The organism is Kitasatospora sp. NPDC087861 (assembly GCF_044742585.1).
Lineage (GTDB): Bacteria > Actinomycetota > Actinomycetes > Streptomycetales > Streptomycetaceae > Kitasatospora.
In genome coordinates this window covers 116,744-137,290 of the sequence record NZ_JBIUUS010000015.1, presented here as the reverse complement: position 1 = coordinate 137,290, position 20,547 = coordinate 116,744, and the positions used below count along the sequence as shown (strand labels likewise).

Genomic DNA, 20,547 nt, shown 5'->3' with positions numbered 1-20,547 from the left:
ACACATCAAGCCCCGGGGACGCCCCGGAGAGCCCGAGGAGAGACCACCATGGACACCGCCGCCACCCCGATCGTCCTCATCACCGGCACCTCCTCCGGGATCGGTCTGGCCGCCGCCGTCGCCGCCGCCCGCGCCGGGTACGGCGTCGTCGCCACCATGCGCGACACCGGACGGGCCGGGGCCTTGCACCGCGCCGCCACCGAGGCGGGCGTCGACGGGCGGATCGAGGTCGAGCGGCTGGACGTCACCGACCCGGAGTCCGTCGCCGCCTGCCTGGACACCGTCCTCGCCCGGCACGGCCGGCTCGACGCCGTGGTCAACAACGCGGGCGCCGGATTCGTGGGCACCATCGAGCAGGACGGGATGGCGCCGGTGCGGGCCGCCATGGAGGTGAACTACTTCGGCGTGGTCGAGGTCACCCGGGCCGCGCTGCCGCACCTGCGGGCCACCGGCGGCCGGGTGATCACCGTGACCAGCGTCGGCGGCGTGGTCGGACAGCCCTTCAACGAGGCGTACTGTGCGGCCAAGTTCGCCGTCGAGGGCTTCATGGAGTCGCTGGCCCCGGTCGCCGCCACCGTCGGCGTGCACGTCACCGTCGTCGAACCGGGCGCCGTCGCCAGCGAGTTCGTCGGCAACCAGGCCCTCGACCTGCCCGCGCTGACCGCTGCGGCCGGACCGTACGCCCCCGCCCTGGAGGCCTACATCGACCGGACGCTGAAGGCCTTCGGCCAGGCCCAGACCCCGGAGGCGGCGGCGGAGCCGATCGTCGCGGCGCTCACCGCCGAGCGGCCGCCGCTGCGGGTGCAGACCTCCGAGACGGCTCGGGCCTTCGCCGGTACCAAGCTGGCCGACCTGGACGGCTCGGCGGTGCGGGGGATGACGGGCACCTGGGTGGTCTGACGGGCGATGGGGTCGAGTGGCGGGCTTGGCTGGGTGACGGGCTGGCGGGCTTGGCCGGGTGGCGGGATTCGGTGGGTCGGTGGGTCGGTGGGTCGGCCAGGCACGGCCTTGGGTAGCGCGGGTTCGGCAGTCGGGGCGGGAACGGAATGATCACCGGTCATACTTGGGCGGCGGCGCCCGACACCGGACGCCGCGGGCCGTGCCAGGCCCGCCCTGCCCTGCCTTGCCTGCGTCACGCCCTGCCCGCCCGCTTCGCCAGCCGTCCCGCCCACACCGGAGGAACCGATGAGCCGCCACCTGTCGACCCACCGCCCGGCGGCCGGGGCCCCGGCAGTGCCGTGGAACCGGCAGCGGCTGCGCAGCAACAACGAGTGGCTGTTGCTCGAACTGCTGCGCACCGGTGGCGGCTCCTCGCGGGCCCAACTCGCCCGGGACACCGGTCTGTCCAAGCCCACCGTCTCCGCCGCCCTGGCCGCGCTGGAGCAGGCCGGGCTGGTCCGCGAGGCCGGCCGGTTCGCCCCCGAGCGCGGCCGCACCGCCGTGCTGTACGAGGTTGACCCGACGGCCGGGCACGTGCTCGGGGTGGACATCGGCCGGGCCCGGTTGCGGGTCGCCGTCGCGGACCTCGCCGGGACGGTCGTCGCCCGCCGGGACGTGGCCAACCGGGGCCGCTCGGCGAACGCCGTCGCCGACGCCGTGGTCGCCGCCGCCCATGAGGCCATCGCCGAGGCGGGCCTGGCCGCCGCCGACATCGGGCACGCGGTGATCGGCACCCCGGGCGTGTGGGACGAGGAGCGGCGCGGCGTCCGCTACGCCACCAGCCTGCCCGGCTGGGGCCGGCCCGGCCTGTTCGACCGGATCGGGGAGGGCCTGGGGACGGCCGTCACCGTCGCCAACGACGCCAACCTGGCCGCGCTCGGCGAGTACACCCTCGGCGCCGGCCGGGGCAGCCGGATGTTCGCCTACCTGCTCGTCGGTACCGGCTTGGGCGTGGGCGTGGTCAAGGACGGCGAACTGCTGCTCGGTGCACACGGCGCGCTGGGCGAGATCGGCCTGGTCCCGCTGCCCGCCCGCCCCGGCGAGCCCGTGGCGACCATCGAACGCGAGGCCGCCGCGGACGCCGTGGTGCGCACCGCCCAGGACCTCGGGATGGGCGGCGCGCCCACGGCGAAGCAGGTGTTCGAGCGGGCCCGGGCCGGTGATCCGGCGGCCGTCCGGGCGGTCGACCACGAGGCCGGACAACTCGCCTACGCCGTCGCCGTGTTGTCCGCTGTACTGGACCCGGACCTGGTGGTCCTCGGCGGCGGCATCGGCAGCAGTGCGGACCTGCTCCTGGAACCGCTGGAGCAGGCCCTGCACCGGATCACCCCGATGCGCCCGACGCTCGCGCCGAGCCTGCTGGGGGAGGAGGCGGTGCTCCTCGGTGCGGTCGCCACGGCCCTGGAGACCGCGCGCCCCGAGGTCTTCGAGCGCCGGACGGCGGGACTGCCGTAGGGCTCCCGGCAGAACGACCCGCTTGTGCCTTGGAACGGCGGCTCCCGGCGGGTGCGATCAGGTTCCGGCGATGCTCCGGCCCGGCATGGGCTCCGCGAGCGCGGCCCGCCGGGCGGGTGCGTCGAAGGAGTCGGCGAAGTACTGCGTCTCGTGGACCACGTGCTGGTCGGCGAACTCCATGATGCTCACCGAGTACGAGGGCACACCGTCGTAGGTGATGATGCATTCGCTCACCCATAGATGTGCCTGTCCGGTGATCCGTTGCACGCTGAAGTGCCGGTCGGCCGGATGTCCGCCGCGTTGCGCCGCAATCGTCGCGCGGCCCCGGAACCGCTCACCTGACTGCGGGTAGTCCAGGATCGCGTCCGGGGCGTAGATGGCGTGCTCGGCTTCGGTGTCCCCGCGTTCCGAGGCCCGCCAATGCTCCTCGATCGCCGTCCTGGTCCGGGAGTCAGCGTCCATGGCACCGCCCTTCCGTAGTGGGTGACAGCCCGGGCACTCCGGTCCACGGCCGGCCCGGCGGCCGGAATGCACCCGGCGTGCGCCGGCGTGGGCCGAGGTCGACCGCGCGCTGCCGATGTAACCAACGGTAGCCGGACGGCTCCTTCCACGTGACAGTTTGCACGCGGATCGCCCGGACGCCCCGTAGCTGCGGGTTGCCGCGCTCCGGTGTTGTCCCCCTGTCGGGACGGCCGGTGGTTGGGCGCAGCGTGACGACCGCCCGGCGAACGGCGACGCTCGGTAGTCAGAAGATCTCGATCCGCCAACGAGCGGGCGATGCTTGTGCGGATCGCGTGTCGGCTCTGCTTGAATCACGCACCTCACCCAAACGGAACGGAGCGTTCTTCACCCATGCCTTCACGGATACGCGGGCACCGGCGTGCCGGCCTGGCCGGATTCGCCGGACTCGTCCTCACCGTCGGTCTGGCGCTGACCGGTTGCGACCCGTCGGCCGCCGACGGCGGCGCCAAGGCGTCGCCCTCGGCGGCCGCCACGGCCACCGCCCAGGTGACCCCGCCGGCGGCACCGCCCGCCGCGCCGGCGAGCTCGCCGGCCGCGCCCCCGGTCAGCACGCCGCCGGCCGCACCCGGCTCCGCGCCGAGCACGCCGGCCGCCCCGGCGCCGGCCGCACCCAGCAGCCACGCGCAGTCGCCCGCCCCCAAGACGCCGCAGCCGAAGATCACCACCGCCCAGCCGTCGACCGACCCGGAGCCGCAGCAGACCGCGGCGGCCGGCGGCGGTGCGGAGTGCGAGATCCGCTCGAACGCGGGGAACTGCTACGCGGCCGGGCAGTTCTGCCGCAACGCCGACCTCGGCAGGAGCACCCATGATGCCAACGGGCGGATGATCTACTGCCGGATGGTGAGCGGCAAGCCGCACTGGCAGGCCTGAGCGGGCGGGCAGCGGACCTGGGCGGGTGCGGGGGCCGGGGGTCCGGCCCCCGCACCCGTCGGGCTGCGGCCGAGGGCCCGGGCAGCCGGGTGGTCCGGGGCGGCCAGGTGACGGGTGGTCCGGGCCGCGACGGTCAGTTCGGTCGGTCGAGGGTGTCCCAGAACAGGTGCTCGTGCGCCTGGAGCAGCAGACCGTACGCGCGGGCCGCGGCCAGGGTCGGTCCGTCCAGCGGGTCCGGCCCGAGGGCGTCGGCGGCTTGCTGTTCGAGCGCGGTGGCGGGCTGGGCGAAGAAGTCGAAGAACGCGCAGGCCTGGTCGGGGAGGCCGTAGTGGCCACGTAGGGCCTGGGCGATGGTGGCGCAGTAGCCGCCCCAGAGCGCGTAGTCAGGTGTCCACCTCTGGAGGCGGATGCGCTCCGCTGATCGGAGTGTGGAGCCATGGCGAGCGAGGTGAAGTACCTGGATCTTCTCCTTCGGAAGTCCCAAGTGGTTCGGGGAACCGCCGCGCGCGACATCTTGTCCTTGAAGTCCCAGGAGAGTCAGGGGCGGGCCTGGGGCAAGCGGAACGGTTACACGATCCGCCGCGTCTTCCGCGAGAACCTGTCCGCCTACAAGGCCGGGGTCAAGCGTCCGGAGTTCGACGAGGCGGTGCAGGCCAAGGCGGTTGATCGGGACGCGGGAAAGTGGCTCGGCACACCGCCGGATGGGCTGAAGGTCACGAAGAAGGCAAGCTGAAGGGCAGCAAGCGCTGGCCCATGATCGAGCGAATCTACGACGAGGCGGCGCAGGGGAAATCACAGCGGAAGATCACGCTGGGACTGACAGCTGACGGATGGACGGGCGCACGTGGGGGCCCCGTGCGAGTCAGCACCGTCGGCAAGATCCTCAGGAACCCGGTCTACCTCGGATGGCAGATCGTGAGCGTGAGGGGAAGGCCGCAGATCTACGGGCTGCCGCGTAGTGGACGACCTGCACCGGCGCCTGATCAGGATCGGGCTGGATGCCCTCGCCGAGGATTACGGCTACGCCCTCGCGGGCGGTTACGCCGTCCAGGCGCACCGCATCGTGGACCGGCTGAGCGACGATGTCGACCTGTTCGCGCCGATAGACCGGGCGGCGAAGGAGATGCCGGCCGCTGTCGCGCGGGCTGCCGCGGCGTACGAGGCCGCCGGGTACACGGTCGAGATCGCGCAGCAGGTGCCCACCTACGCTCGCATGAACGTCACCGACCCGGCCACGGGATTCCAGAGCAAGGTCGAGCTGTCGAGGCAGCGTCAATCCGCTCGCACACGAGGGCTACTGGCAGTCGTCGTCCGCACCTGCCTTCGCAGCCTGTGCGGTGACCAGGCGTGTCTGGGCACTCGGTGGATGCGTGTGGACGTGCCTCGCTCCGGTCAGCCGGTCGCTCCGACGGTCTTCTTCTTCTGGAAGGGGGCGGTCTCCTGTCCGAGTACGTCGTCGATCCTGTACGCGGTACTGGAGACGTGCTCGCCAAGGGCTACCAGGTGGAACTCGTTGTTCTTGAAGAAGTGGAAGAGCGTGACGGTCGCCTTCCCGGCCACCCCGGCGCTGGAGTGGCGGACGTTCACCTTCTCGCCGTCGACCACGTGGTTCCCGCTGTCCTTGCCCTTTCCGTCGTACGCGTCATTGAGCGCCTGGCCCAGCGCGGTGTGGCGCCCGATATCGATGTACAGCTTCAGGTCGGTCTGAGCATCCGTCTGCTTGGCGTACTTCTTCAAGGCGGTTGTCGGCATGCCGACTCCTCAGGAACTTGGTGCGATCCACAGATCCGCACGCGGCTGAACTCCTGTCGAACCCCGTTGCCCGACAGGAGCATTGGGAGGTTCTTATGATTCCCTGGACCCGCCCGGGTTGGTAGGGCACGGCGGTCGGGTGACCGGATACCGGCCACCCGCCTCCTCGCCACAACCTCCCTGTACTGGCGGGGAATACGGCCGTCAGTGCCCGGGTAGGCCGGGACGGCCCGGGCTTCTGGCCCTGTTGGTGCCGCGCAGAACGGCCGAGAGCAGCCTGGGGTTCACCCATAGCAGTGAGCTGCAAGCGCATCCCCTGCTTCTCCAGCCCCGACCTCACCTACGACGGCGAGACGCTCGGCGCAGGCGAACCCCGTCCGCGAACCTCGCCCGCCTCTTCAACACCACCATGGCCATCGTCGCCGGGCTACCGCTGACGACCCTTGCGCAGCCAGACCGCGCCAACAGCGCCTGCCCGGCGGCTGGGGCAGGCTGCTCCTGCGTCAGTCAGGTCAGAGCGGAGATCGCCGAAGCGAGCGGAGCGACCGCCGTTGGCCGCCTCTGGCCGACGATCAAGCTCATGCCCTGGCCGGATGATTCAGCGGCAGCGGCACAGTTCCCATAGAGCCGAGGGGATGGCTATGGCCTGCCGAAGCCGCCCTCGGCTGATTCATGTGGATCGTCGGATGCACTCTCCGGGCCGGAGGCAATCTGGCATGATCATGCGGTGAATGATGCCTCGTCAGGCTGGCTGTCCACCGCGGCCGCGACGCTACTGCCGTGGGCGCGGCAGGCTGGCCTGGTAGCCGATGCCCGCGAGGAGCGGCGTCTTGCCGCGATGCGACTGGAGGTCCTGGCTGCCAGCGCCCTGCCGCGGGGTGACGCGCAGGACGTGGCGCTGGCGGCCCAGTGGGCGGCGTTCATCTGCTGGCTGGACGACCAGATCGGCCGGCGGGACCTGGGATCGGTACCCGGTGAGTTGGAGCGGTTCACCGCACCTCTGCGCCACGTGCTCGCACGCGACGGAGAGGGGGCCACCGCAGCGAACGGGCGCGCGGTGGTGCTGGCATGGCTGTGGGAGCGCACGGCCGCTGGCATGCCGGCTCGCTGGCGGGAGCGCCTCGCGGCGGACTGCACCGACTTCCTGAGCACCTGCGAGGAGGGGGTGGCCGTGCGCCGGGCCGGGGTAAGGCTTCCACTGGCGGACCACAACCGGCTGCGACGCCGCACGATCACCCTGCTCCCCATGCTGGACATTCTGGAACGCACCGGCCATGCCGACCTGGTGGAGGATCCCCGGGTGGACAGCCGGCTGTGGGACCTACGCTGGGCGGTGGCCGATGTCGCCGACTGGGCGAACGACCTGGCCTCGCAGTCCGACGACGCGGCCGCCGGCCAGGACAACCTTGTGACGCTCGTCGCCCGCCGGGATGGAATCTCAACAGCCTTGGCCTGCAGGCGCGTTGCTGCGATGCTTGACGAGCGCCGTGCGAACTTCGCGGCCACGGCGGCGACCCTGCGCGCGACACCCGACCTGGCCGAGCACGAGGTCGTGGGGCTCCGCCGCTACGTGGACCTGGTGGAGACGTTCATGACCGCCACCCTGCACTGGCTGGCCGTCACCGGGCGCTTCACCCCCGAGCCCGCACCACCTGGCAGTGCCGCAGCCCTGACCGCCAGCTCCGCGCGCGACCCGCGATCGACGATAGAGAACGGAACGCCATGAGGCCCGTCCCGATATCCGCGCGCCTGCCCTGCTGGCCCCGTACAGCATTTCCCACGACCCTCGCGCCTGCCACCGCCCGCCTTCGCGCTCATCTCCTGGCCCGGGTCGAGCCGGACGGGACGGTCCGCGACCCTTGCCGCAGCCGGGTCCTGGAGTCCGCGTTGCTGCTGGCCCTGCTGGACCGCACCCGTCTGGAGTCGTCCGCCCGTCTTCGCCTGGCCCACTACCTCGGCGCGCACCGCGACTCCCCGAGACCGCTGGACCGTCTGCTGGCCAGGGCCGCCCTTCACGAACGACCGGCCGAGGCCGATTTACCGGACGTCGACCAGTTCCTCGCCCAGGCCCCGGACTTCACCGCCCCCCGCAGACGCGCCCTCCTGCACGCGATCCTCCTGCTGCTCGGCGCGATCCCTACTGCCGAACTCCCCCCGCCCGAAGCGTTCTCCCAGCGCGGTCTGCACTCATGGGCGCGGGTCCAGGTCACCGCGGTCAAGGCCGTCCTCGCCCACGCCCACGGACGACCGAACCTGATCGACGACCAGGACCTCGACCTGCTGCGCTCCACCCAGCACCCCGGGGAGGTGTGGGAGGGAAACCTCCTCATCCACCTCTGCGTCCTGCACGCCCTGGCCCCGCTGCCCGATCACGATCAGCTGACCGTCGAGGGGATTCGCACCGCTCTCCGCCACCAACGCGCCGACAGCGGAGTGCCGTTCATCTGCGACGAGGACACCTGGCTCACCGCCAACGCGGCGTCGCCCCGCTGATCGCCCCGATGGTCGACCTGTCCGTCGTCGGCCTCCTGGTCGTTCTCCATCACCTCGCCGCCACCGGCACCGACCCCGCCCAACTCCGTCCGGCCACCCGCCTGATGCACCTGTGCGGCCTGCTCACCCTTGCTCTCAACACCTCCGAGCCTGTCCTCGCCGGGCACTACGGACGCGCCCTCTTCGACACCGTCGCCCCCGCCGAGCCGGAGGGGACCAGGGAGTTGAGTAGTCATCAGGGGTGAGGGAGCCCCCGGTGTGCCACCCGTGATTCGGCTCTCGTCCGCAACCGAGAACGGCCCTGCCTGCGCAACGGGGGCCCCGCGGCCACGCCGGGGCGGTGGTGAGGTGGAACGGCTCTCATCAGGGCTTGGACGGGTACCCGCCGACATCTCATACCGGACGGCGGGCTTCCAACCGAGCATTCACCTACTCGAAGGGAACTGCTTTGGAAGGCGACCACAGGAGAGAGTTCCACGCGTCGAGTGAAGCGGTCGGGAGCTTCTACGACCACATGGGGGGTGCTCTTCGCCTCGATCTTCGGAGAGAACATCCATGTCGGTATCTGGGACACTGGCGACGGGTCGTCGATGTTCGCAGCCCAGACCCGCCTGACCGATCGCCTGACCGACCTTCTGCGGCTCCAGAGCGGCCAGTACCTGCTCGATGTGGGCTGCGGGACGGGTCGTCCCGCAATGAGACTCGCCGAACGCGCGCAAGCCCGGGTGCTCGGAGTGAGCATCAGCTCCTCGCAGGTGCAGAGCGCCATCGCGAAGTCCCGCGACGCCGGCCTGTCGGCGCAGTTGGAGTTCATCCATGTCGACGCCATGAACCTGCCGTGCGAATCCGAGACGTTCGACGCCGCGTGTGCCGTGGAGATGCTGTTCCACGTGCCCGACCGCCTCCAGGTCCTGCGGGAGATCCACCGCACGCTCAAACCGGGGGGCCGGGTTGTCCTCGCAGAATTCGTCGAACGAGAGCAGCTGACGGGCGAGGAACGGGACCTCCTCACAAAGGGATTCGCGTTCTCGTCCCTCCTGCACCCCGGGAACCACGGCGACGCGCTCTCCCAGTCCGGACTCGAAGTGATCCAGGCCCACGACGTCACCGAGCAGACCAGGCCGAGCATGAGCTGGCTCCAATCCCGATACAGCGCGGACAGGGAGCGCCTGGCCGACCACTATGGGCCGGACTTCGCAGCCCAGATGGACCAGCTCCTACCAGCCGGACTGTCCATCTACACGGAAAAACTCGGCTACGTGATCGCCGAAGCCCGCCGCCCCACCCGTTGAGTCCGAAGCCACCCACCCGACCGGCTGTGACGGCCTGAGCAAGACACACCGACCCGGCAGGCTGCGCCGGCCACAGGGGTCCGGCTGCCGAGGCCGACGCGCCCTGGCTATCGGCCGCGTCCGCCCTCCGTCCCGCATTCACGCGGCCGTCTCCGTCCTGGCGCGGGTGAACAGCCCTGGTTCCACCTCGACCAGCACCCCGTCCACCACCGGGCGTTTGAGCTTGGAACGCATGGCCTCGGTGAACCTCGCCTCCGCCCCCAGCCACAGCCCGTCGCACACGTCCCGAACTGCACCCATCGGCGATCCCCCGTTCGCAGTTGGCGTGCATCCGGGAAGCGCCGGATCGGCCGGGGCCCCGTACTCGCGGGCTTTGGCCGGTCCGGTGCCCTCTATCTGGGGCCGAAGGTGTTGAGGAAGAGCACCGGCTCGTCGCCGAAGCGCCCGGAGGCGTCGAGGTCGAGGAGCGCCGCGAGGGCCTTGGCGGTGTAGGTGTGTTCGAGTGCCAGCCCCGCGTCGGAGGCGGCGCGGTTGAGTGCCGCGTTGGCTTCGGCGGTGGGGTGGGCATAGCCGGGACCGAGCCAGCCGCGGTCGAGGCGGATGTCGTCCGAGCTGAGGCCGACTGGTGGCAGGGCGGCGCCTCGACTGCGGAGCAGCGCCTCGGACTTGCGGGCCAGCGCGTTGAGCGCTGTGCTGTCCAGGCGCAGGGTGTCGTTGACGACGATCCCGAGGACACGGGTGCGCAGGCCGGCCAACCGCAGCCCCAGGGCCAGGCCGGCGGCGGTGCCTCCCGAGCCGACCGCGGTCACGACCCAACCGGGCTCGGGCAACAGCCCGTTCGACACCTGCGCGGCCAGCTCCAGTGCGGTCTCGACGTACCCGAGCGTGCCGAGCGGCGAGGATCCGCCGGCCGGGAGGAAGTACGGGAAGGTGGGATGTCGCATCGAGGAATGGCGTGCGAAGAGCCAGGGGGCGGCGAGGATCAGGCGGGTCTTGGTGTGCAGGAAGTGCAAGGTGGCGCCGGATGCGCGAAGGCGCCGGAGTTGGGCCCGGGTGTGATCGTCGACCGGGTGGTCGATCAGGGCGAGGGCGACGGTGAGGCCCTGCTCGGGGGCGTAGAGTGCCGCTGCCAGGCCCCAGTTGGTGCCGAGACCGCCGACGGTGAGGAGTGTCCGGGCGCCGCGCCGGTGGGCTTCGGGTAGCAGCCATTCCAGCTTGCGGACTTTGTTTCCGCCCCATCCGCCGTGCCCGTAGCCGCTCTCGTCCTTCAGCCAGAGCGGAGACCGGCAGCCGAGCTCGGCCAGAGGCCGCACCGGCGTCGGCGCGTCGCCCAGCGGGAGGTGCGGCAGCGACTGGGCCAGTTCGGGCCAACGCTGGTGCAGCAGCGGACGCGTCATACGACCGACGATACGGGAGCAGCGGCCCGCCGAGGAGGGTGATCGAGTCGGCCACGCCACGCTCGTCGGCAGTGTTGACCAACTGCGGGGTGAACGCGGCGATGACGCTTATCAGCCCGGTGATGTCGAGGTCGAACCGACTCGGGCTCACCTGCTCTCGAAGGCCAACTCCGCCCGGCTCGCAAGGAAGCGGCGGAAGGCGGAAGGTTGCGACAACTGTCTGCCTATGATGGAAAGTTGACGGACATGACCACTTGTTCGGCGGTCCCGCCGGCCTACGGAGGCGCGACCACCCCTGCGACCACCGGCCCGGGTCACGCGCAGAAGGGCCGTTCCCGCAGCTTCTGTGGAAACGGCCTCTGGCCTGCGAGAGACTTGCTGTCGGGCGACAGGATTTGAACCCGCGACGCTGTGATGCCCAAGTTAGACGTTAGATGGCGGTCATGACGTGCTTGATCCGGGTGTAGTCCTCGAAGCCGTACGAGGAGAGGTCTTTGCCGTAGCCGGACTTCTTGAAGCCGCCGTGCGGCATCTCGGCGGCCAGCTGCATGTGGGTGTTGATCCAGACGCAGCCGAAGTCCAGGTGACGGGACATCCGCATGGCGCGGGCGTGGTCCTTCGTCCAGACGGAGGAGGCCAGCGCGTAGTCGACGCCGTTGGCGTACGCGACGACCTGGTCCTCGCCGGTGAACTTCTGCACGGTGATGACCGGGCCGAAGACCTCGTTCTGGATGATCTCGTCGTCCTGCTGCAGGCCGGAGACCACGGTCGGGGCGTAGAAGTAGCCGACCTCGCCGACCCGGTGACCGCCCGCCTCCACCTTGGCGTGGGCGGGCAGCCGCTCGATGAAGCCGGAGACCTGGGCGAGCTGGTTGGCGTTGTTCAGCGGGCCGTAGAGCACGTCCTCGTCGTCGATGCCGCCGGTCTTGGTCTCGGCCGCGGCCTTGGCCAGCGCCTCGACGAAGGCGTCGTGGATCGACTCGTGCACCAGCACGCGGGTGGCGGCGGTGCAGTCCTGGCCGGCGTTGAAGAAGCCGGCCACCGAGATGCCCTCGACGGCCTCGGCGATGTCGGCGTCCTCGAAGACCACGACCGGGGCCTTGCCGCCGAGCTCCAGGTGGACGCGCTTGACGTCCTTGGCGGCGGACTCGGCGACCTGGATGCCGGCCCGGACCGAGCCGGTGATCGAGGCCATCGCGGGCGTGTGGTGCTCGACCATCAGCCGACCGGTCTCACGGTCGCCGCAGATGACGTTGAAGATGCCGGCCGGCAGCTCCAGCTCGGCGATCGCGGCGCCGACGATCTCGGCCAGCAGCACGGTGGAGGCCGGGGTGGTGTCGGAGGGCTTGAGGACCACGGCATTGCCGGCGGCGATGGCCGGGGCGAACTTCCAGACGGCCATCATCATCGGGTAGTTCCACGGCGCGACCTGGGCGCAGACGCCGACCGGCTCGCGGCGGATGATCGAGGTCATTCCGTCCATGTACTCACCAGCGGCCTTGCCCTCAAGCGGCCGGGCGGCACCCGCGAAGAACCGGATCTGGTCGACCATCGGGCCGATCTCCTCGGACTTGGTCAGGCCGCGCGGCTTGCCGGTGTTGCGACACTCGGCATCCACCAGTTCGTCGGCCCGAGCCTCGACCGCGTCAGCGATCTTCAGCAGCAGCTTCTGCCGGGTCGACGGCGTGGCGTCCCGCCAGGTCTCGAAGGCGCCGGCGGCCGAGGCCATCGCCGCGTCCACGTCGGCCGCGCCCGACAGCGGGGAGGTCGCGTACGCCTGGCCGGTGGTGGGGTCGACGATCTGCAGGGTGCGGCCGTCCGCCGCATCGACGAACTCACCGTTGACGTAGTTGCGAAACGTGCTCATCTGTCATTCCTCGTCGTTCACTGATGCCGGTGTGTCTGTGCCGTGTGCGGCCGTGTGGTCAGTCATCGGCGGCTGCGGACAGGTGCTCGTGCACGGCGAGCCAGTGGTCGGTGCCCCGGCGGCTGAAGACGATCGTCTCGCGCTCGCGGAGGGTCTCCTCGCCCGCCCGTGTGGCGACCTGTGTCTCGACGTGGTGGCTGAAGACGGCGGTGTCGCCGAGGACCTGGACCAGGGGCTGGGTGGAGCTGCAGCCGAGTATCCGTAGGCCGTCCTCCGCTTCCCAGCTCTGCCACAGTCGGCGGTACTCCTCGACGGACGTGAGGCGCTGTGGGGTGGTGTGGAAGAGGAAGGTCGCGTCCGCGGCGAAGGCGGCGAAGTAGTCGTCGAGGCGGCCGTCGGCGAAGGCGGCGACCAGGGCGGCCGCGGCGGCCCGCACCTCTGCGGCGGGTCCGGTGTTGTTCATCGTGAACTCCAGGGAGCGGATCGTGCGGTGGTGGTCATTCGGCGGTGACCGGGGCCAGCGGAGTGTCCTTGGCGGGGACCAGGCGGGGGCCGGCCGGGCCGAAGACGGCGCGGGGCTCGGGGAAGACGATGAGCAGCGCGGTGTACAGCACGGCGGCGACGGCGAGGGTGGCGATCAGGCTCAGGTCGATGCCGCCGGCGATGTTTCGCCAGGGGCCGGCGATCAGTGGGGTGTTGGCCATCAGGAGGCCCACGGTGGTGGCGGGGATCCAGGCGGCCATGCCGCGCCAGTTCACGCCGTTGGTGAACCAGTAGGCGCCGCCCTTCTGGCCGCGGTTGAAAACCTGGATGTCGTCGGTGAGGTAGAAGCCGCGGCGGACGAAGTATCCGATCATCATGACGGCCATCCAGGGTGAGGTGCACAGCACGATCAGGGTCGCGAAGGCGTTGATGCTGGCGACCATGTCGAGGACGAAGTTCCCGATGAAGATGAAGGCGACCGACAGGGTGCCGATCAGCGCGGTGGCCTGGACCCGGCTCAGGCGCGGGAAGATCGAGGAGAAGTCCAGCCCCGTGCCGTAGAGCGCGGTGGTGCCGGTGGACAGGCCGCCGATCAGGGCGATCGCGATGAGCGGTACGGCGTACCAGAGTGGGGAGACGGCGGCCAGGCCGGCCACGTAGTTGTTCGGGTCGGCGACCAGGGTGGCGGTGGCGACGCCGAAGAGGAAGGGCAGCAGGCTGGCGACCTGGGCGAGGAAGGGGGCGGCCATCAGCCGGGAGGGGCTGTAGCGGTCGGGGATGTAGCGGGACCAGTCTCCGAGGAAGGCCCCGAAGGAGACGGGGTTGGCCAGCGCGGTGAGCGCGGCGAGAACCCAGGTGGGCCAGAAGCTGCCCAGGGCGTAATGGCCGCTACCCGCGAAGGAGGCGTGGAAGGAGCCGCCGAAAGCGACGACGCCCAGCAGCATGATCGCGCTGCCGGCGACGACCGCGATCTTGTTGATCAGGAGCATGAACTGGTAGCCGTAGATGCACACGATCAGGACGGCGATGGCGATCACGCCGTACGCCGTGGCGCGCAGTGCGTCCCCGCCGTCGATGCCGAACAGCCTGCCGGCAGCGCCCACGATCGCATCGCCGCTGACCCACACGGAGATGGAGAAGAACGCGATCGCGGTGAGCAGCGACAGGAACGATCCCACGCAGCGGCCGACCACACCGAAATGCGCCCCGGAGGACACGGCGTTGTTGGTCCGGTTGCGGGGGCCGAACAACGCCATCGGCATCAGGATCAGCGCGCCGGCGACCACACCTACGACGACAGCCGAGGCCGAGGCCCAGAAACCGAGGCCGTAGGCGATGGGCAGGGTGCCCAGGATGATCGTCGCGAAGGTGTTGGTCCCGCCGAAGACCAGCCGGAACAGGTCCAGCGGCCGGGAGGTCTGCTCCTCGGGCGGGATGGGGGCGACGCCGTGCGGCTCCACCTCGGTGACCTTGGCCCGAGTGGTCTCGGCGGTGGTCCCGGTCTTGGCGGGGGCTGAGGTTTGAGACATGGGGGACTCCGGGTGGCGCGGTGTGGGGGGCGGGGTCAGGGTCTCTTGGTGAGGGCGAGCAGGCTGATCAGGTCGTAGGCGACGTGCGAGGCGGCCACCGAGGTGATCTCTGCGTGGTCGTAGGCGGGGGCGACCTCGACCACGTCGGCGCCGACCAGGTTGGCGCCGGCCAGGCCGCGCAGGATCTCCAGCAGCTCGCGGCTGGTCAGACCGCCGGCCTCGGGGGTACCGGTGCCGGGCGCGTGCGCCGGGTCCAGCACGTCGATGTCGACGGATACGTAGAGCGGGCGGTCGCCGATCCGTTGCCGCAGCGCGTCCGCCACCTCGCTCACGCCTCTGCGCAGGACGTCGCCGGCGGTGACGATGCCGAAGCCGAGCCGGCGGTCCTCCTCCAGGTCCTTCTTTCCGTACAGGGGGCCGCGGGTGCCGACGTGGCTGAGCGCCTCGGTGTCGAGGATCCCCTCCTCCACCGCGCGGCGGAACGGCGTGCCGTGGGTGTACTCGGCGCCGAAGTAGGTGTCCCAGGTGTCCAGGTGGGCGTCGAAGTGCAGGACCGCGATCGGGCCGTGCCGCTTGGACAGGGCGCGCAGCAGCGGCAGTGCGATGGTGTGGTCGCCGCCGATGGTGACCGGCCTCGCGCCGCCGGCGATGAGTTCGCCCGCGGCGTGCTCGATCGTTTCGACGGCCTCGTTGATGTCGAAGGGGTTGCAGGCGATGTCCCCGGCGTCGGCCACCTGCATCTGCGCGAACGGTGAGACGTCCAGGCCCGGGTGGTACGGCCGCAGCAGCCGGCTGGCCTCGCGGACCGCCGCCGGGCCGAACCTGGCACCCGGCCGGTAGGACACCCCACTGTCGAACGGCACGCCCACCACCGCGACGTCGCACCGCCCTACCTCGTCCAGACGTGGCAGCCGTGCGAACGTGGCCGGGCCTGCGAACCGCGGGATCCGGGAGGAGTCGACGGGGCCTCGGGGTTCGGTCATGGGGGGTGGTTCCTCTCTGAGCGGCACAGCCCTCTCGCAAGCGGCTCATCAGCGTTTCAGGCCTGCGGGGCGGTGAGATTGCCGGCTGCCGGTCGGGGGGGGATGCGGCAGCCGGACTTCGCCCAGTCTGGGGTGCTGTCCACCGCGACAGCAATTGGTTCATTCCCGAAGATGTACCGTGCTTCTTGTGGACAGGAACAAACTGACTGTGGAGGACCTGCTGTCGTTCCCGGCCCTCCAGCTCCGGCTCCTGGCCGGCGAGGGCGGGCTTGGACGGGCGGTGTCGTGGGCGCACGTGAGCGAGCTGGACGATCCCACGCCCTGGCTCCTGGGCGCGGAGATGATCATGACGACCGGACTCGCGATCCCCCGCGCGGCCGCCCGCCAGCGGGCCTACCTGGAGCGGCTCGACGACGCCGGAGTCGCGGCGCTGGCGCTCTCCGCGCAGCTGCACGTACCACCGCTGCACAAGGCGTTCTTCGCGGCGGCGGAGGAGCGGGGCATGCCCGTGCTGCAGGTCCCGCTGGCCGTGCCGTTCATCGCGGTCGCCCAGGAGGTCGCGGCTGCCGTGCAGGAGGACGCCCGGCAGCGGCTCGGCGCCCAGCTCCAGGTCTTCGGCGCCCTGCGCTGGCTGGCCTCCGAGAACCTCGACACAGCCACCCTCTTCCAGCGACTGGAACGACTGTCCGGGTACGACGTGTACCTGTGCACTCCGCAGGGGCGCCCGCTGCTGCCAGGGGTTCCCGCGCCCGACCCCGCCGTGATCCCGGCCTCGACCGACGCCCCACCCACCATCCCGGGCGGGTTCGCCCTGCCGGTGCTCGCGCCCGGCGGCCCCGCCGGATTCCTGATCGCGTTCGCACGCGAGGGCGCCCGCCCGGCCGGGCTCGCCGTCGTCCAGCACATCGCCACCGTGGCCGCGCTCCAACTCGCCATGGTCCGCACCGAACGCGAGACTCTGCGCCGTGAAGGCGCGGAGATCCTCGCCGAGCTACTGCAGGACGTCCTCGACCCGGCGACGGCACGCCGCCGGCTCCTGCGGCACTCCATCGAAGGGGAGACGGCCCTGCTGGTGGTACGCGGCGTCAGCGAGGACGCCCTGCTGCGCAGTCTGGACGGGCAGCCGCACCTGCTGCTCGGCCGCGGGGAGGACCGGTACGTGCTCGGCTCGCCGGAGCTCGGCCAGGCGGTCGCGGCCATGCCCGGCGTCGCGGCCGGCATGAGCCGTCCTTTCCCTCCGGGCGAGCCCTTGCGGGTCGCCCAGCGCGAAGCCCTCTGGGCGGCCTCCAACGCCGCCGAGTCGGGCCGGCCACTGGTCAGGTACGGCGACGACACTGCGGGCCGCTGGCTCCCCGATGACCCCGTGGTGCTGACAGCGCTCGTCGAGCACGTGCTCGGCGCCGCCCTTCGGTACGACACCGCCCACAACTCACAGATGCTGCCCTCGGTCCGCACCTGGATGGAACGGGACCGGCGCACCGACGACGCGGCAGCCGCCCTCCACGTCCACCCCAACACCCTCGCCTACAGGTTGCGCAGGTTCGCCGAGATCACCGGACGCGACCTGTCCTCCACCGGGGCGTTCGCCGAGGTCTGGCTCGCGATCCGGGCCGCGGCACAGCTCGGCCTGATGAACGGGCAGGACACACGGTCCGTCTCGGACAGGTGAGGTGGACCGCCTTCGGAACCCAGCATCTCGTCGGCGGTCCACGGTCCCGGCCTGGGGTGGAATTTCACCGGAGGTCGATGACCGTGTCTCGGTGGGCGGGCCCTTTGATCACCGGGGGCGGCGGGATCAGCTCTGGAGGAAGTCCAGGAGGTCCTGGTTGAACTTCTCCTTCTCGCCGGGGACGACGGCGATGCCGTGGGAGGCGCCCTCGTAGACCTTGAGGACGGCGTTCGGGATGATCTTCGCGGCCTTACGGCCGGTTGCGTCGATCGGCACGATCTGGTCGGCGTCGCCGTGCACGATCAGGGTCGGGATGTCGAACTTCTTCAGGTCGTCGGTGAATTCCGTCTCCGCGAATGCCGTCACGCAGTCCACGCCCGCTTTGAGGCTCTGGTGCATGGCCAGGAGCCAGTACGCGTCGAGGTTGCCCTGGGTGACCTGGTTGCCCTCGCGGTTGGCGCCGAAGAACGCCGGCGCGAAGTCCTTCCAGAACTGCGAGCGTTCCTTGAGCATGCCGCCCTTGATGGTCTCGAACACCTCGGCCGGCACGCCCTCGGGGTTGCCGGCGGTCTTGAGCATCAGGGGCGGGATCGCCGAGAGCAGGAGCGCCTTGCTGATCCGGCTGGTGCCGTGGCGGCCGATGTAGCGGGCGAGCTCGCCGCCGCCCATGGAGTGGGCGACCAGGGTGACGTCGCGCAGGTCGAGCTTGGTGATCAGGTCGTTCAGGTCGTCGGCGAAGGTGTCGAAGTCGTAGCCGTCCCAGGGCTGGCTGGAGCGGCCGTGGCCCCGGCGGTCGTGGGCGATGCCGCGGAAGCCGTGGTCGGCGACCAGCTTCATCTGGTCCTCCCAGGCGTCCGCGTTCAGCGGCCAGCCGTGGATGAAGACGACCGGGCGTCCGCTGCCCCAGTCCTTGTAGTAGATCTCGACGCCGTCACGCGTGGTCAGGGTTGGCATGGCGCTTCTTCCGTGTCGGGTGCACTGGACGGCCGGGAGCCCGCCCCCGCCTGGCGCACGGGGGCTTCGCTGCTGATGGACGGCACAGGACCGGGGCAACGCCGGAAGGCGGGCGAAGTGTCCGGCGTTCCCCAGAGCAATCTTGCGAGCCCATCCGTGATCCGCACGCGAACCACCGAGCGACTCCAAGCGCCACCCGGTTGGTCTCTCCAGCTGCCCGGTAGTGCAGGCGGAGAGCGCAAGCTCGGCAACGGACCGCGCAGGGCCGGGGGCAGGCTCGCAGTACATGCCGGCGAGCAAGGCACACGGCAACGGCGGGGAGCCCAGATCGCATGACTGAGCGTCAGGCCGACGTGGCGCCCGTCGGCTTCCAGGGCGGTCAAGGCAGCAGCATGCCTGCGTACCTTCATCCTGGCCGTCTCCACCGCGGCCCTCCGCCCTGCCTCGCACGCGCGAAGGCCGGCCGAATTCACGACCCGTGCAGCAGGTGCTCCTGGCCGTCGGCCCGGAGGCGACCGCAACGCCGAGGTGCCGACCGCTGCCATCGACTCGCGCGTCGCGTTGCGGTGGCGCTCGCGCCGGGATGCCCGGCGGGCGGTGACGTGTGCACGCACGATGCTGCGGCGTGTTTGCGCCTTGAGCATTACTTGAGCTGCCGTTAGTCCTTGTTGACCATTTGTCAGTAGCATGCCGCCGCAGGTCCGATCCTGCCCTGCCTTCCCCGACCCTCACGCTGAAGGTGGCCATACAACTTGTCCATACGCACCCTCGCGCTGCCCGCGCTCGCCGCATCCGTCGTGCTCACGCTCAGCGCCTGCGACCCGACGACGCCGGCAACCCAGCCAGCGAATCCCACCGCTGCGGCCGCCCTGGCCGCGCCCACCCCGACCGCCACGAGCCTGCCGGGCACGCCGGCTCCCACAGGAAGCCCGACGGTGACCTTGGTCGCCCCGGCCACCGCGGGTGTGCCGGGTGCGCCGGCTCCCACGGGGAGTCCGAAGGTGACGCTGGTCACCCCGCCCCCCGGGAGCCCGAAGACCGGCCCGACCGCCTCCGGCGCGCCGAAGGCTGCCCCTGCCAGCCCGTCCTCGACCAGCCCGTCCCCGTCGGGTCAGCCCGTCGTGGCCGCCGCCCCGGACCTCAAGCTGGCCGCCTACGACCAGCAGACCGGCAAAGCCGTCCTCGCCGCCGCCGACACCGCCGCCGGCACCCCCAGCCCGGCAGCCACGGCCGCGGCCACCGCCGCCGTCCGCACCGGTCAGGTGATCGACAGCCCGCCGTCGGCCGTCGCGCCGCGTGGCGCGCTGCTGGCGATCACCGATGTCCAGCCCGCCGCGGACGGGAAGGTGGCGGTCAGCACCCGCCCGGCCACCATCTCCGAACTGCTCGGCCAGACCTGGGCCAAGATCAAGAGCGCGCTCGACCCGCACAACATCCAGATCACGCCACAGGTCAAGGACCTCAAGGCCTCCTACGTCCCGAACCCCCACGGCGGCAGCGGCGGCGCCTCGGCCGCGCTCGAACTGGACGTGAAGAACAGCGTCACCCTGCCAGGCGGTGCCTCGGCCGTGCTCTCCGGCTCGCTCGAACTCGACCCGAGCGTCGACTTCACCTACCAGGGCGGCATTCTCAGCCCCCAGCAGGCCAGGGTCGGCTTCGACCTCGGCGCGCACGCCAACTGGCACCTCACCGCCGGCGTCACCGCTTCCACCGGTCCGGTGAAGATTCCGATCGCCAAGCTCACCGCCATGCCCGTGATCATGGTCGGCCAGGTGCCCGTCGTGATTGTCCTCGACCTCAGCGTCTACGCCGAGGTTTCCGCCGACGGCACCGTCACCGTCGACACCACCCAGTCCTACGACGGAAATTGGGGCGTCCACGCCGACTACACCAAGGCCGGCGGCTGGACCCCCGCCACCGACCCCGGCACCACCACCGTCTCCCCAGTCAAGGCCACGTTCTCCGGCCAGGCCAGCGTCCGCGCCGGCCTGGTCGCCGACGGCTCGGTCGCCCTCTACGACACCCTGGGCGTGAAGGCGACCATCGAGCCGTACCTGCGCGCCGCGGTGGAGGGCTCCGTCAGCGTGGACAGCAGCGGCGCCAAGCCGACCGTCGACGGCAAGGTCGGCCTCTACGGAGGCTTGGACGTGAACGGCGCCGTGATGGCCCGCATCGCCATCCTCGGCACCCCGCTCCTCGAGAAGGACCTACCCTTCCCGATCTACAACCACGAGTGGCCAATCGTCACCCGCGAGATCGGAAACACGCCCACGAGCGCCCAGCCGAGCAGCTCACCGAAGAACTGACCACGATGCAGCCCGGGGCCCGGCGACAACGCGGGG

21 protein-coding genes are annotated in these 20,547 nt (G+C 71.0%); 11 read left to right on the top strand and 10 right to left on the bottom strand.

Annotated elements, in window-relative coordinates; translation table 11 throughout:
• The first annotated feature begins 48 nt into the window (after nt 1-48).
• Nucleotides 49-900 (top strand): SDR family oxidoreductase, encoded by an 852-nt coding sequence (locus tag ACIOJE_RS21935; protein WP_400778037.1) that lies wholly within the window; start codon nt 49-51, stop codon nt 898-900.
• 285 nt (nt 901-1,185) lie between these two features.
• The gene (locus tag ACIOJE_RS21930; protein ID WP_280679041.1) at nt 1,186-2,394 is read left to right on the top strand and encodes an ROK family transcriptional regulator; all 1,209 of its coding nucleotides are present in this window, start codon (nt 1,186-1,188) and stop codon (nt 2,392-2,394) included.
• Between the two features lie 57 nt (nt 2,395-2,451).
• On the opposite strand, the gene ACIOJE_RS21925 is transcribed toward ACIOJE_RS21930, so the two are convergent.
• Nucleotides 2,452-2,856 carry a nuclear transport factor 2 family protein gene (locus ACIOJE_RS21925; RefSeq protein WP_400778034.1) on the bottom strand — a complete coding sequence of 135 codons (405 nt, stop codon included), beginning with the start codon at nt 2,854-2,856 and terminating at the stop codon, nt 2,452-2,454.
• Nucleotides 2,857-3,246: 390 nt separating this feature from the next.
• Between ACIOJE_RS21925 and ACIOJE_RS21920 the strand changes: the two genes are divergently transcribed.
• Nucleotides 3,247-3,786, top strand: a complete 540-nt coding sequence (locus ACIOJE_RS21920; RefSeq protein ID WP_400778031.1) for a hypothetical protein — start codon at nt 3,247-3,249, stop codon at nt 3,784-3,786.
• A 133-nt stretch (nt 3,787-3,919) separates the two neighbouring features.
• Here the strand turns inward: ACIOJE_RS21920 and ACIOJE_RS21915 are convergent, their stop codons facing one another.
• Nucleotides 3,920-4,270 (bottom strand): hypothetical protein, encoded by a 351-nt coding sequence (locus ACIOJE_RS21915; RefSeq protein ID WP_400778029.1) that lies wholly within the window; start codon nt 4,268-4,270, stop codon nt 3,920-3,922.
• Nucleotides 4,271-4,306: 36 nt separating this feature from the next.
• On the opposite strand from ACIOJE_RS21915, the gene ACIOJE_RS21910 reads away from it, so the two are divergent.
• Nucleotides 4,307-4,519, top strand: coding sequence for a hypothetical protein (locus ACIOJE_RS21910; protein ID WP_400778026.1), 213 nt, complete (start codon nt 4,307-4,309; stop codon nt 4,517-4,519).
• A 20-nt stretch (nt 4,520-4,539) separates the two neighbouring features.
• Complete coding sequence (locus tag ACIOJE_RS21905) at nt 4,540-5,127, top strand: recombinase family protein (protein WP_400778023.1); 588 nt, start codon at nt 4,540-4,542, stop codon at nt 5,125-5,127.
• 51 nt (nt 5,128-5,178) lie between these two features.
• Here ACIOJE_RS21905 and ACIOJE_RS21900 read toward each other — a convergent pair whose 3' ends face one another.
• Nucleotides 5,179-5,538 carry a hypothetical protein gene (locus ACIOJE_RS21900; protein WP_280679034.1) on the bottom strand — a complete coding sequence of 120 codons (360 nt, stop codon included), beginning with the start codon at nt 5,536-5,538 and terminating at the stop codon, nt 5,179-5,181.
• 727 nt (nt 5,539-6,265) lie between these two features.
• Between ACIOJE_RS21900 and ACIOJE_RS21895 the strand changes: the two genes are divergently transcribed.
• The 4 genes from ACIOJE_RS21895 to ACIOJE_RS21880 all read left to right on the top strand — a co-directional run bounded on the left by ACIOJE_RS21895 (nt 6,266) and on the right by ACIOJE_RS21880 (nt 9,323).
• Complete coding sequence (locus tag ACIOJE_RS21895; protein ID WP_400778018.1) at nt 6,266-7,264, top strand: terpene synthase family protein; 999 nt, start codon at nt 6,266-6,268, stop codon at nt 7,262-7,264.
• Nucleotides 7,261-8,031 (top strand): hypothetical protein, encoded by a 771-nt coding sequence (locus ACIOJE_RS21890; RefSeq protein ID WP_400778016.1) that lies wholly within the window; start codon nt 7,261-7,263, stop codon nt 8,029-8,031. Before ACIOJE_RS21895 ends, ACIOJE_RS21890 begins: the two co-directional genes overlap by 4 nt.
• Before the next feature lie 8 nt (nt 8,032-8,039).
• Nucleotides 8,040-8,276, top strand: coding sequence for a hypothetical protein (locus ACIOJE_RS21885; RefSeq protein WP_348534105.1), 237 nt, complete (start codon nt 8,040-8,042; stop codon nt 8,274-8,276).
• A 276-nt stretch (nt 8,277-8,552) separates the two neighbouring features.
• Nucleotides 8,553-9,323: an SAM-dependent methyltransferase gene (locus ACIOJE_RS21880; protein WP_400778013.1), complete on the top strand. Its 771-nt coding sequence runs from the start codon at nt 8,553-8,555 to the stop codon at nt 9,321-9,323.
• Nucleotides 9,324-9,461: 138 nt separating this feature from the next.
• Here ACIOJE_RS21880 and ACIOJE_RS21875 read toward each other — a convergent pair whose 3' ends face one another.
• From ACIOJE_RS21875 to speB, 6 genes are all read right to left on the bottom strand, one after another.
• Nucleotides 9,462-9,623, bottom strand: a complete 162-nt coding sequence (locus ACIOJE_RS21875) for a hypothetical protein (RefSeq protein ID WP_280679024.1) — start codon at nt 9,621-9,623, stop codon at nt 9,462-9,464.
• A gap of 92 nt (nt 9,624-9,715) precedes the next feature.
• Nucleotides 9,716-10,720 carry a 1-aminocyclopropane-1-carboxylate deaminase/D-cysteine desulfhydrase gene (locus ACIOJE_RS21870; protein ID WP_280679022.1) on the bottom strand — a complete coding sequence of 335 codons (1,005 nt, stop codon included), beginning with the start codon at nt 10,718-10,720 and terminating at the stop codon, nt 9,716-9,718.
• A 430-nt stretch (nt 10,721-11,150) separates the two neighbouring features.
• Nucleotides 11,151-12,587: a gamma-aminobutyraldehyde dehydrogenase gene (locus ACIOJE_RS21865; protein WP_400778010.1), complete on the bottom strand. Its 1,437-nt coding sequence runs from the start codon at nt 12,585-12,587 to the stop codon at nt 11,151-11,153.
• Between the two features lie 58 nt (nt 12,588-12,645).
• The gene (locus ACIOJE_RS21860) at nt 12,646-13,050 is read right to left on the bottom strand and encodes a nuclear transport factor 2 family protein (protein WP_280679018.1); all 405 of its coding nucleotides are present in this window, start codon (nt 13,048-13,050) and stop codon (nt 12,646-12,648) included.
• A 34-nt stretch (nt 13,051-13,084) separates the two neighbouring features.
• Nucleotides 13,085-14,599, bottom strand: a complete 1,515-nt coding sequence (locus ACIOJE_RS21855; RefSeq protein ID WP_280679015.1) for a cytosine permease — start codon at nt 14,597-14,599, stop codon at nt 13,085-13,087.
• A gap of 35 nt (nt 14,600-14,634) precedes the next feature.
• A complete protein-coding gene (gene speB / locus ACIOJE_RS21850; RefSeq protein WP_280679013.1) occupies nt 14,635-15,582 on the bottom strand; it encodes an agmatinase in 948 nt (315 codons plus the stop codon).
• 187 nt (nt 15,583-15,769) lie between these two features.
• On the opposite strand from speB, the gene ACIOJE_RS21845 reads away from it, so the two are divergent.
• Nucleotides 15,770-17,251 carry a PucR family transcriptional regulator gene (locus tag ACIOJE_RS21845; RefSeq protein WP_400778005.1) on the top strand — a complete coding sequence of 494 codons (1,482 nt, stop codon included), beginning with the start codon at nt 15,770-15,772 and terminating at the stop codon, nt 17,249-17,251.
• Between the two features lie 126 nt (nt 17,252-17,377).
• Here ACIOJE_RS21845 and ACIOJE_RS21840 read toward each other — a convergent pair whose 3' ends face one another.
• Nucleotides 17,378-18,205, bottom strand: coding sequence for an alpha/beta fold hydrolase (locus tag ACIOJE_RS21840; protein WP_400778003.1), 828 nt, complete (start codon nt 18,203-18,205; stop codon nt 17,378-17,380).
• 752 nt (nt 18,206-18,957) lie between these two features.
• Here ACIOJE_RS21840 and ACIOJE_RS21835 point away from each other — a divergent pair.
• Entirely contained in the window at nt 18,958-20,511 is a 1,554-nt protein-coding gene (locus tag ACIOJE_RS21835; protein ID WP_400778001.1) for a hypothetical protein, read from the top strand.
• Nucleotides 20,512-20,547: the final 36 nt, after the last annotated feature.

What these genes read in the sequence shown, in the direction of transcription:
- speB (WP_280679013.1), bottom strand. Translation starts at nt 15,582, where the DNA reads ATGACCGAACCCCGAGGCCCCGTCGACTCCTCCCGGATCCCGCGGTTC.
- ACIOJE_RS21930 (WP_280679041.1), top strand. Translation starts at nt 1,186, where the DNA reads ATGAGCCGCCACCTGTCGACCCACCGCCCGGCGGCCGGGGCCCCGGCA.
- ACIOJE_RS21935 (WP_400778037.1), top strand. Translation starts at nt 49, where the DNA reads ATGGACACCGCCGCCACCCCGATCGTCCTCATCACCGGCACCTCCTCC.
- ACIOJE_RS21885 (WP_348534105.1), top strand. Translation starts at nt 8,040, where the DNA reads ATGGTCGACCTGTCCGTCGTCGGCCTCCTGGTCGTTCTCCATCACCTC.
- ACIOJE_RS21890 (WP_400778016.1), top strand. Translation starts at nt 7,261, where the DNA reads ATGAGGCCCGTCCCGATATCCGCGCGCCTGCCCTGCTGGCCCCGTACA.
- ACIOJE_RS21865 (WP_400778010.1), bottom strand. Translation starts at nt 12,587, where the DNA reads ATGAGCACGTTTCGCAACTACGTCAACGGTGAGTTCGTCGATGCGGCG.
- ACIOJE_RS21905 (WP_400778023.1), top strand. Translation starts at nt 4,540, where the DNA reads ATGATCGAGCGAATCTACGACGAGGCGGCGCAGGGGAAATCACAGCGG.
- ACIOJE_RS21900 (WP_280679034.1), bottom strand. Translation starts at nt 5,538, where the DNA reads ATGCCGACAACCGCCTTGAAGAAGTACGCCAAGCAGACGGATGCTCAG.
- ACIOJE_RS21840 (WP_400778003.1), bottom strand. Translation starts at nt 18,205, where the DNA reads ATGCCAACCCTGACCACGCGTGACGGCGTCGAGATCTACTACAAGGAC.
- ACIOJE_RS21925 (WP_400778034.1), bottom strand. Translation starts at nt 2,856, where the DNA reads ATGGACGCTGACTCCCGGACCAGGACGGCGATCGAGGAGCATTGGCGG.
- ACIOJE_RS21855 (WP_280679015.1), bottom strand. Translation starts at nt 14,599, where the DNA reads ATGTCTCAAACCTCAGCCCCCGCCAAGACCGGGACCACCGCCGAGACC.
- ACIOJE_RS21920 (WP_400778031.1), top strand. Translation starts at nt 3,247, where the DNA reads ATGCCTTCACGGATACGCGGGCACCGGCGTGCCGGCCTGGCCGGATTC.
- ACIOJE_RS21870 (WP_280679022.1), bottom strand. Translation starts at nt 10,720, where the DNA reads ATGACGCGTCCGCTGCTGCACCAGCGTTGGCCCGAACTGGCCCAGTCG.
- ACIOJE_RS21860 (WP_280679018.1), bottom strand. Translation starts at nt 13,050, where the DNA reads ATGAACAACACCGGACCCGCCGCAGAGGTGCGGGCCGCCGCGGCCGCC.
- ACIOJE_RS21875 (WP_280679024.1), bottom strand. Translation starts at nt 9,623, where the DNA reads ATGGGTGCAGTTCGGGACGTGTGCGACGGGCTGTGGCTGGGGGCGGAG.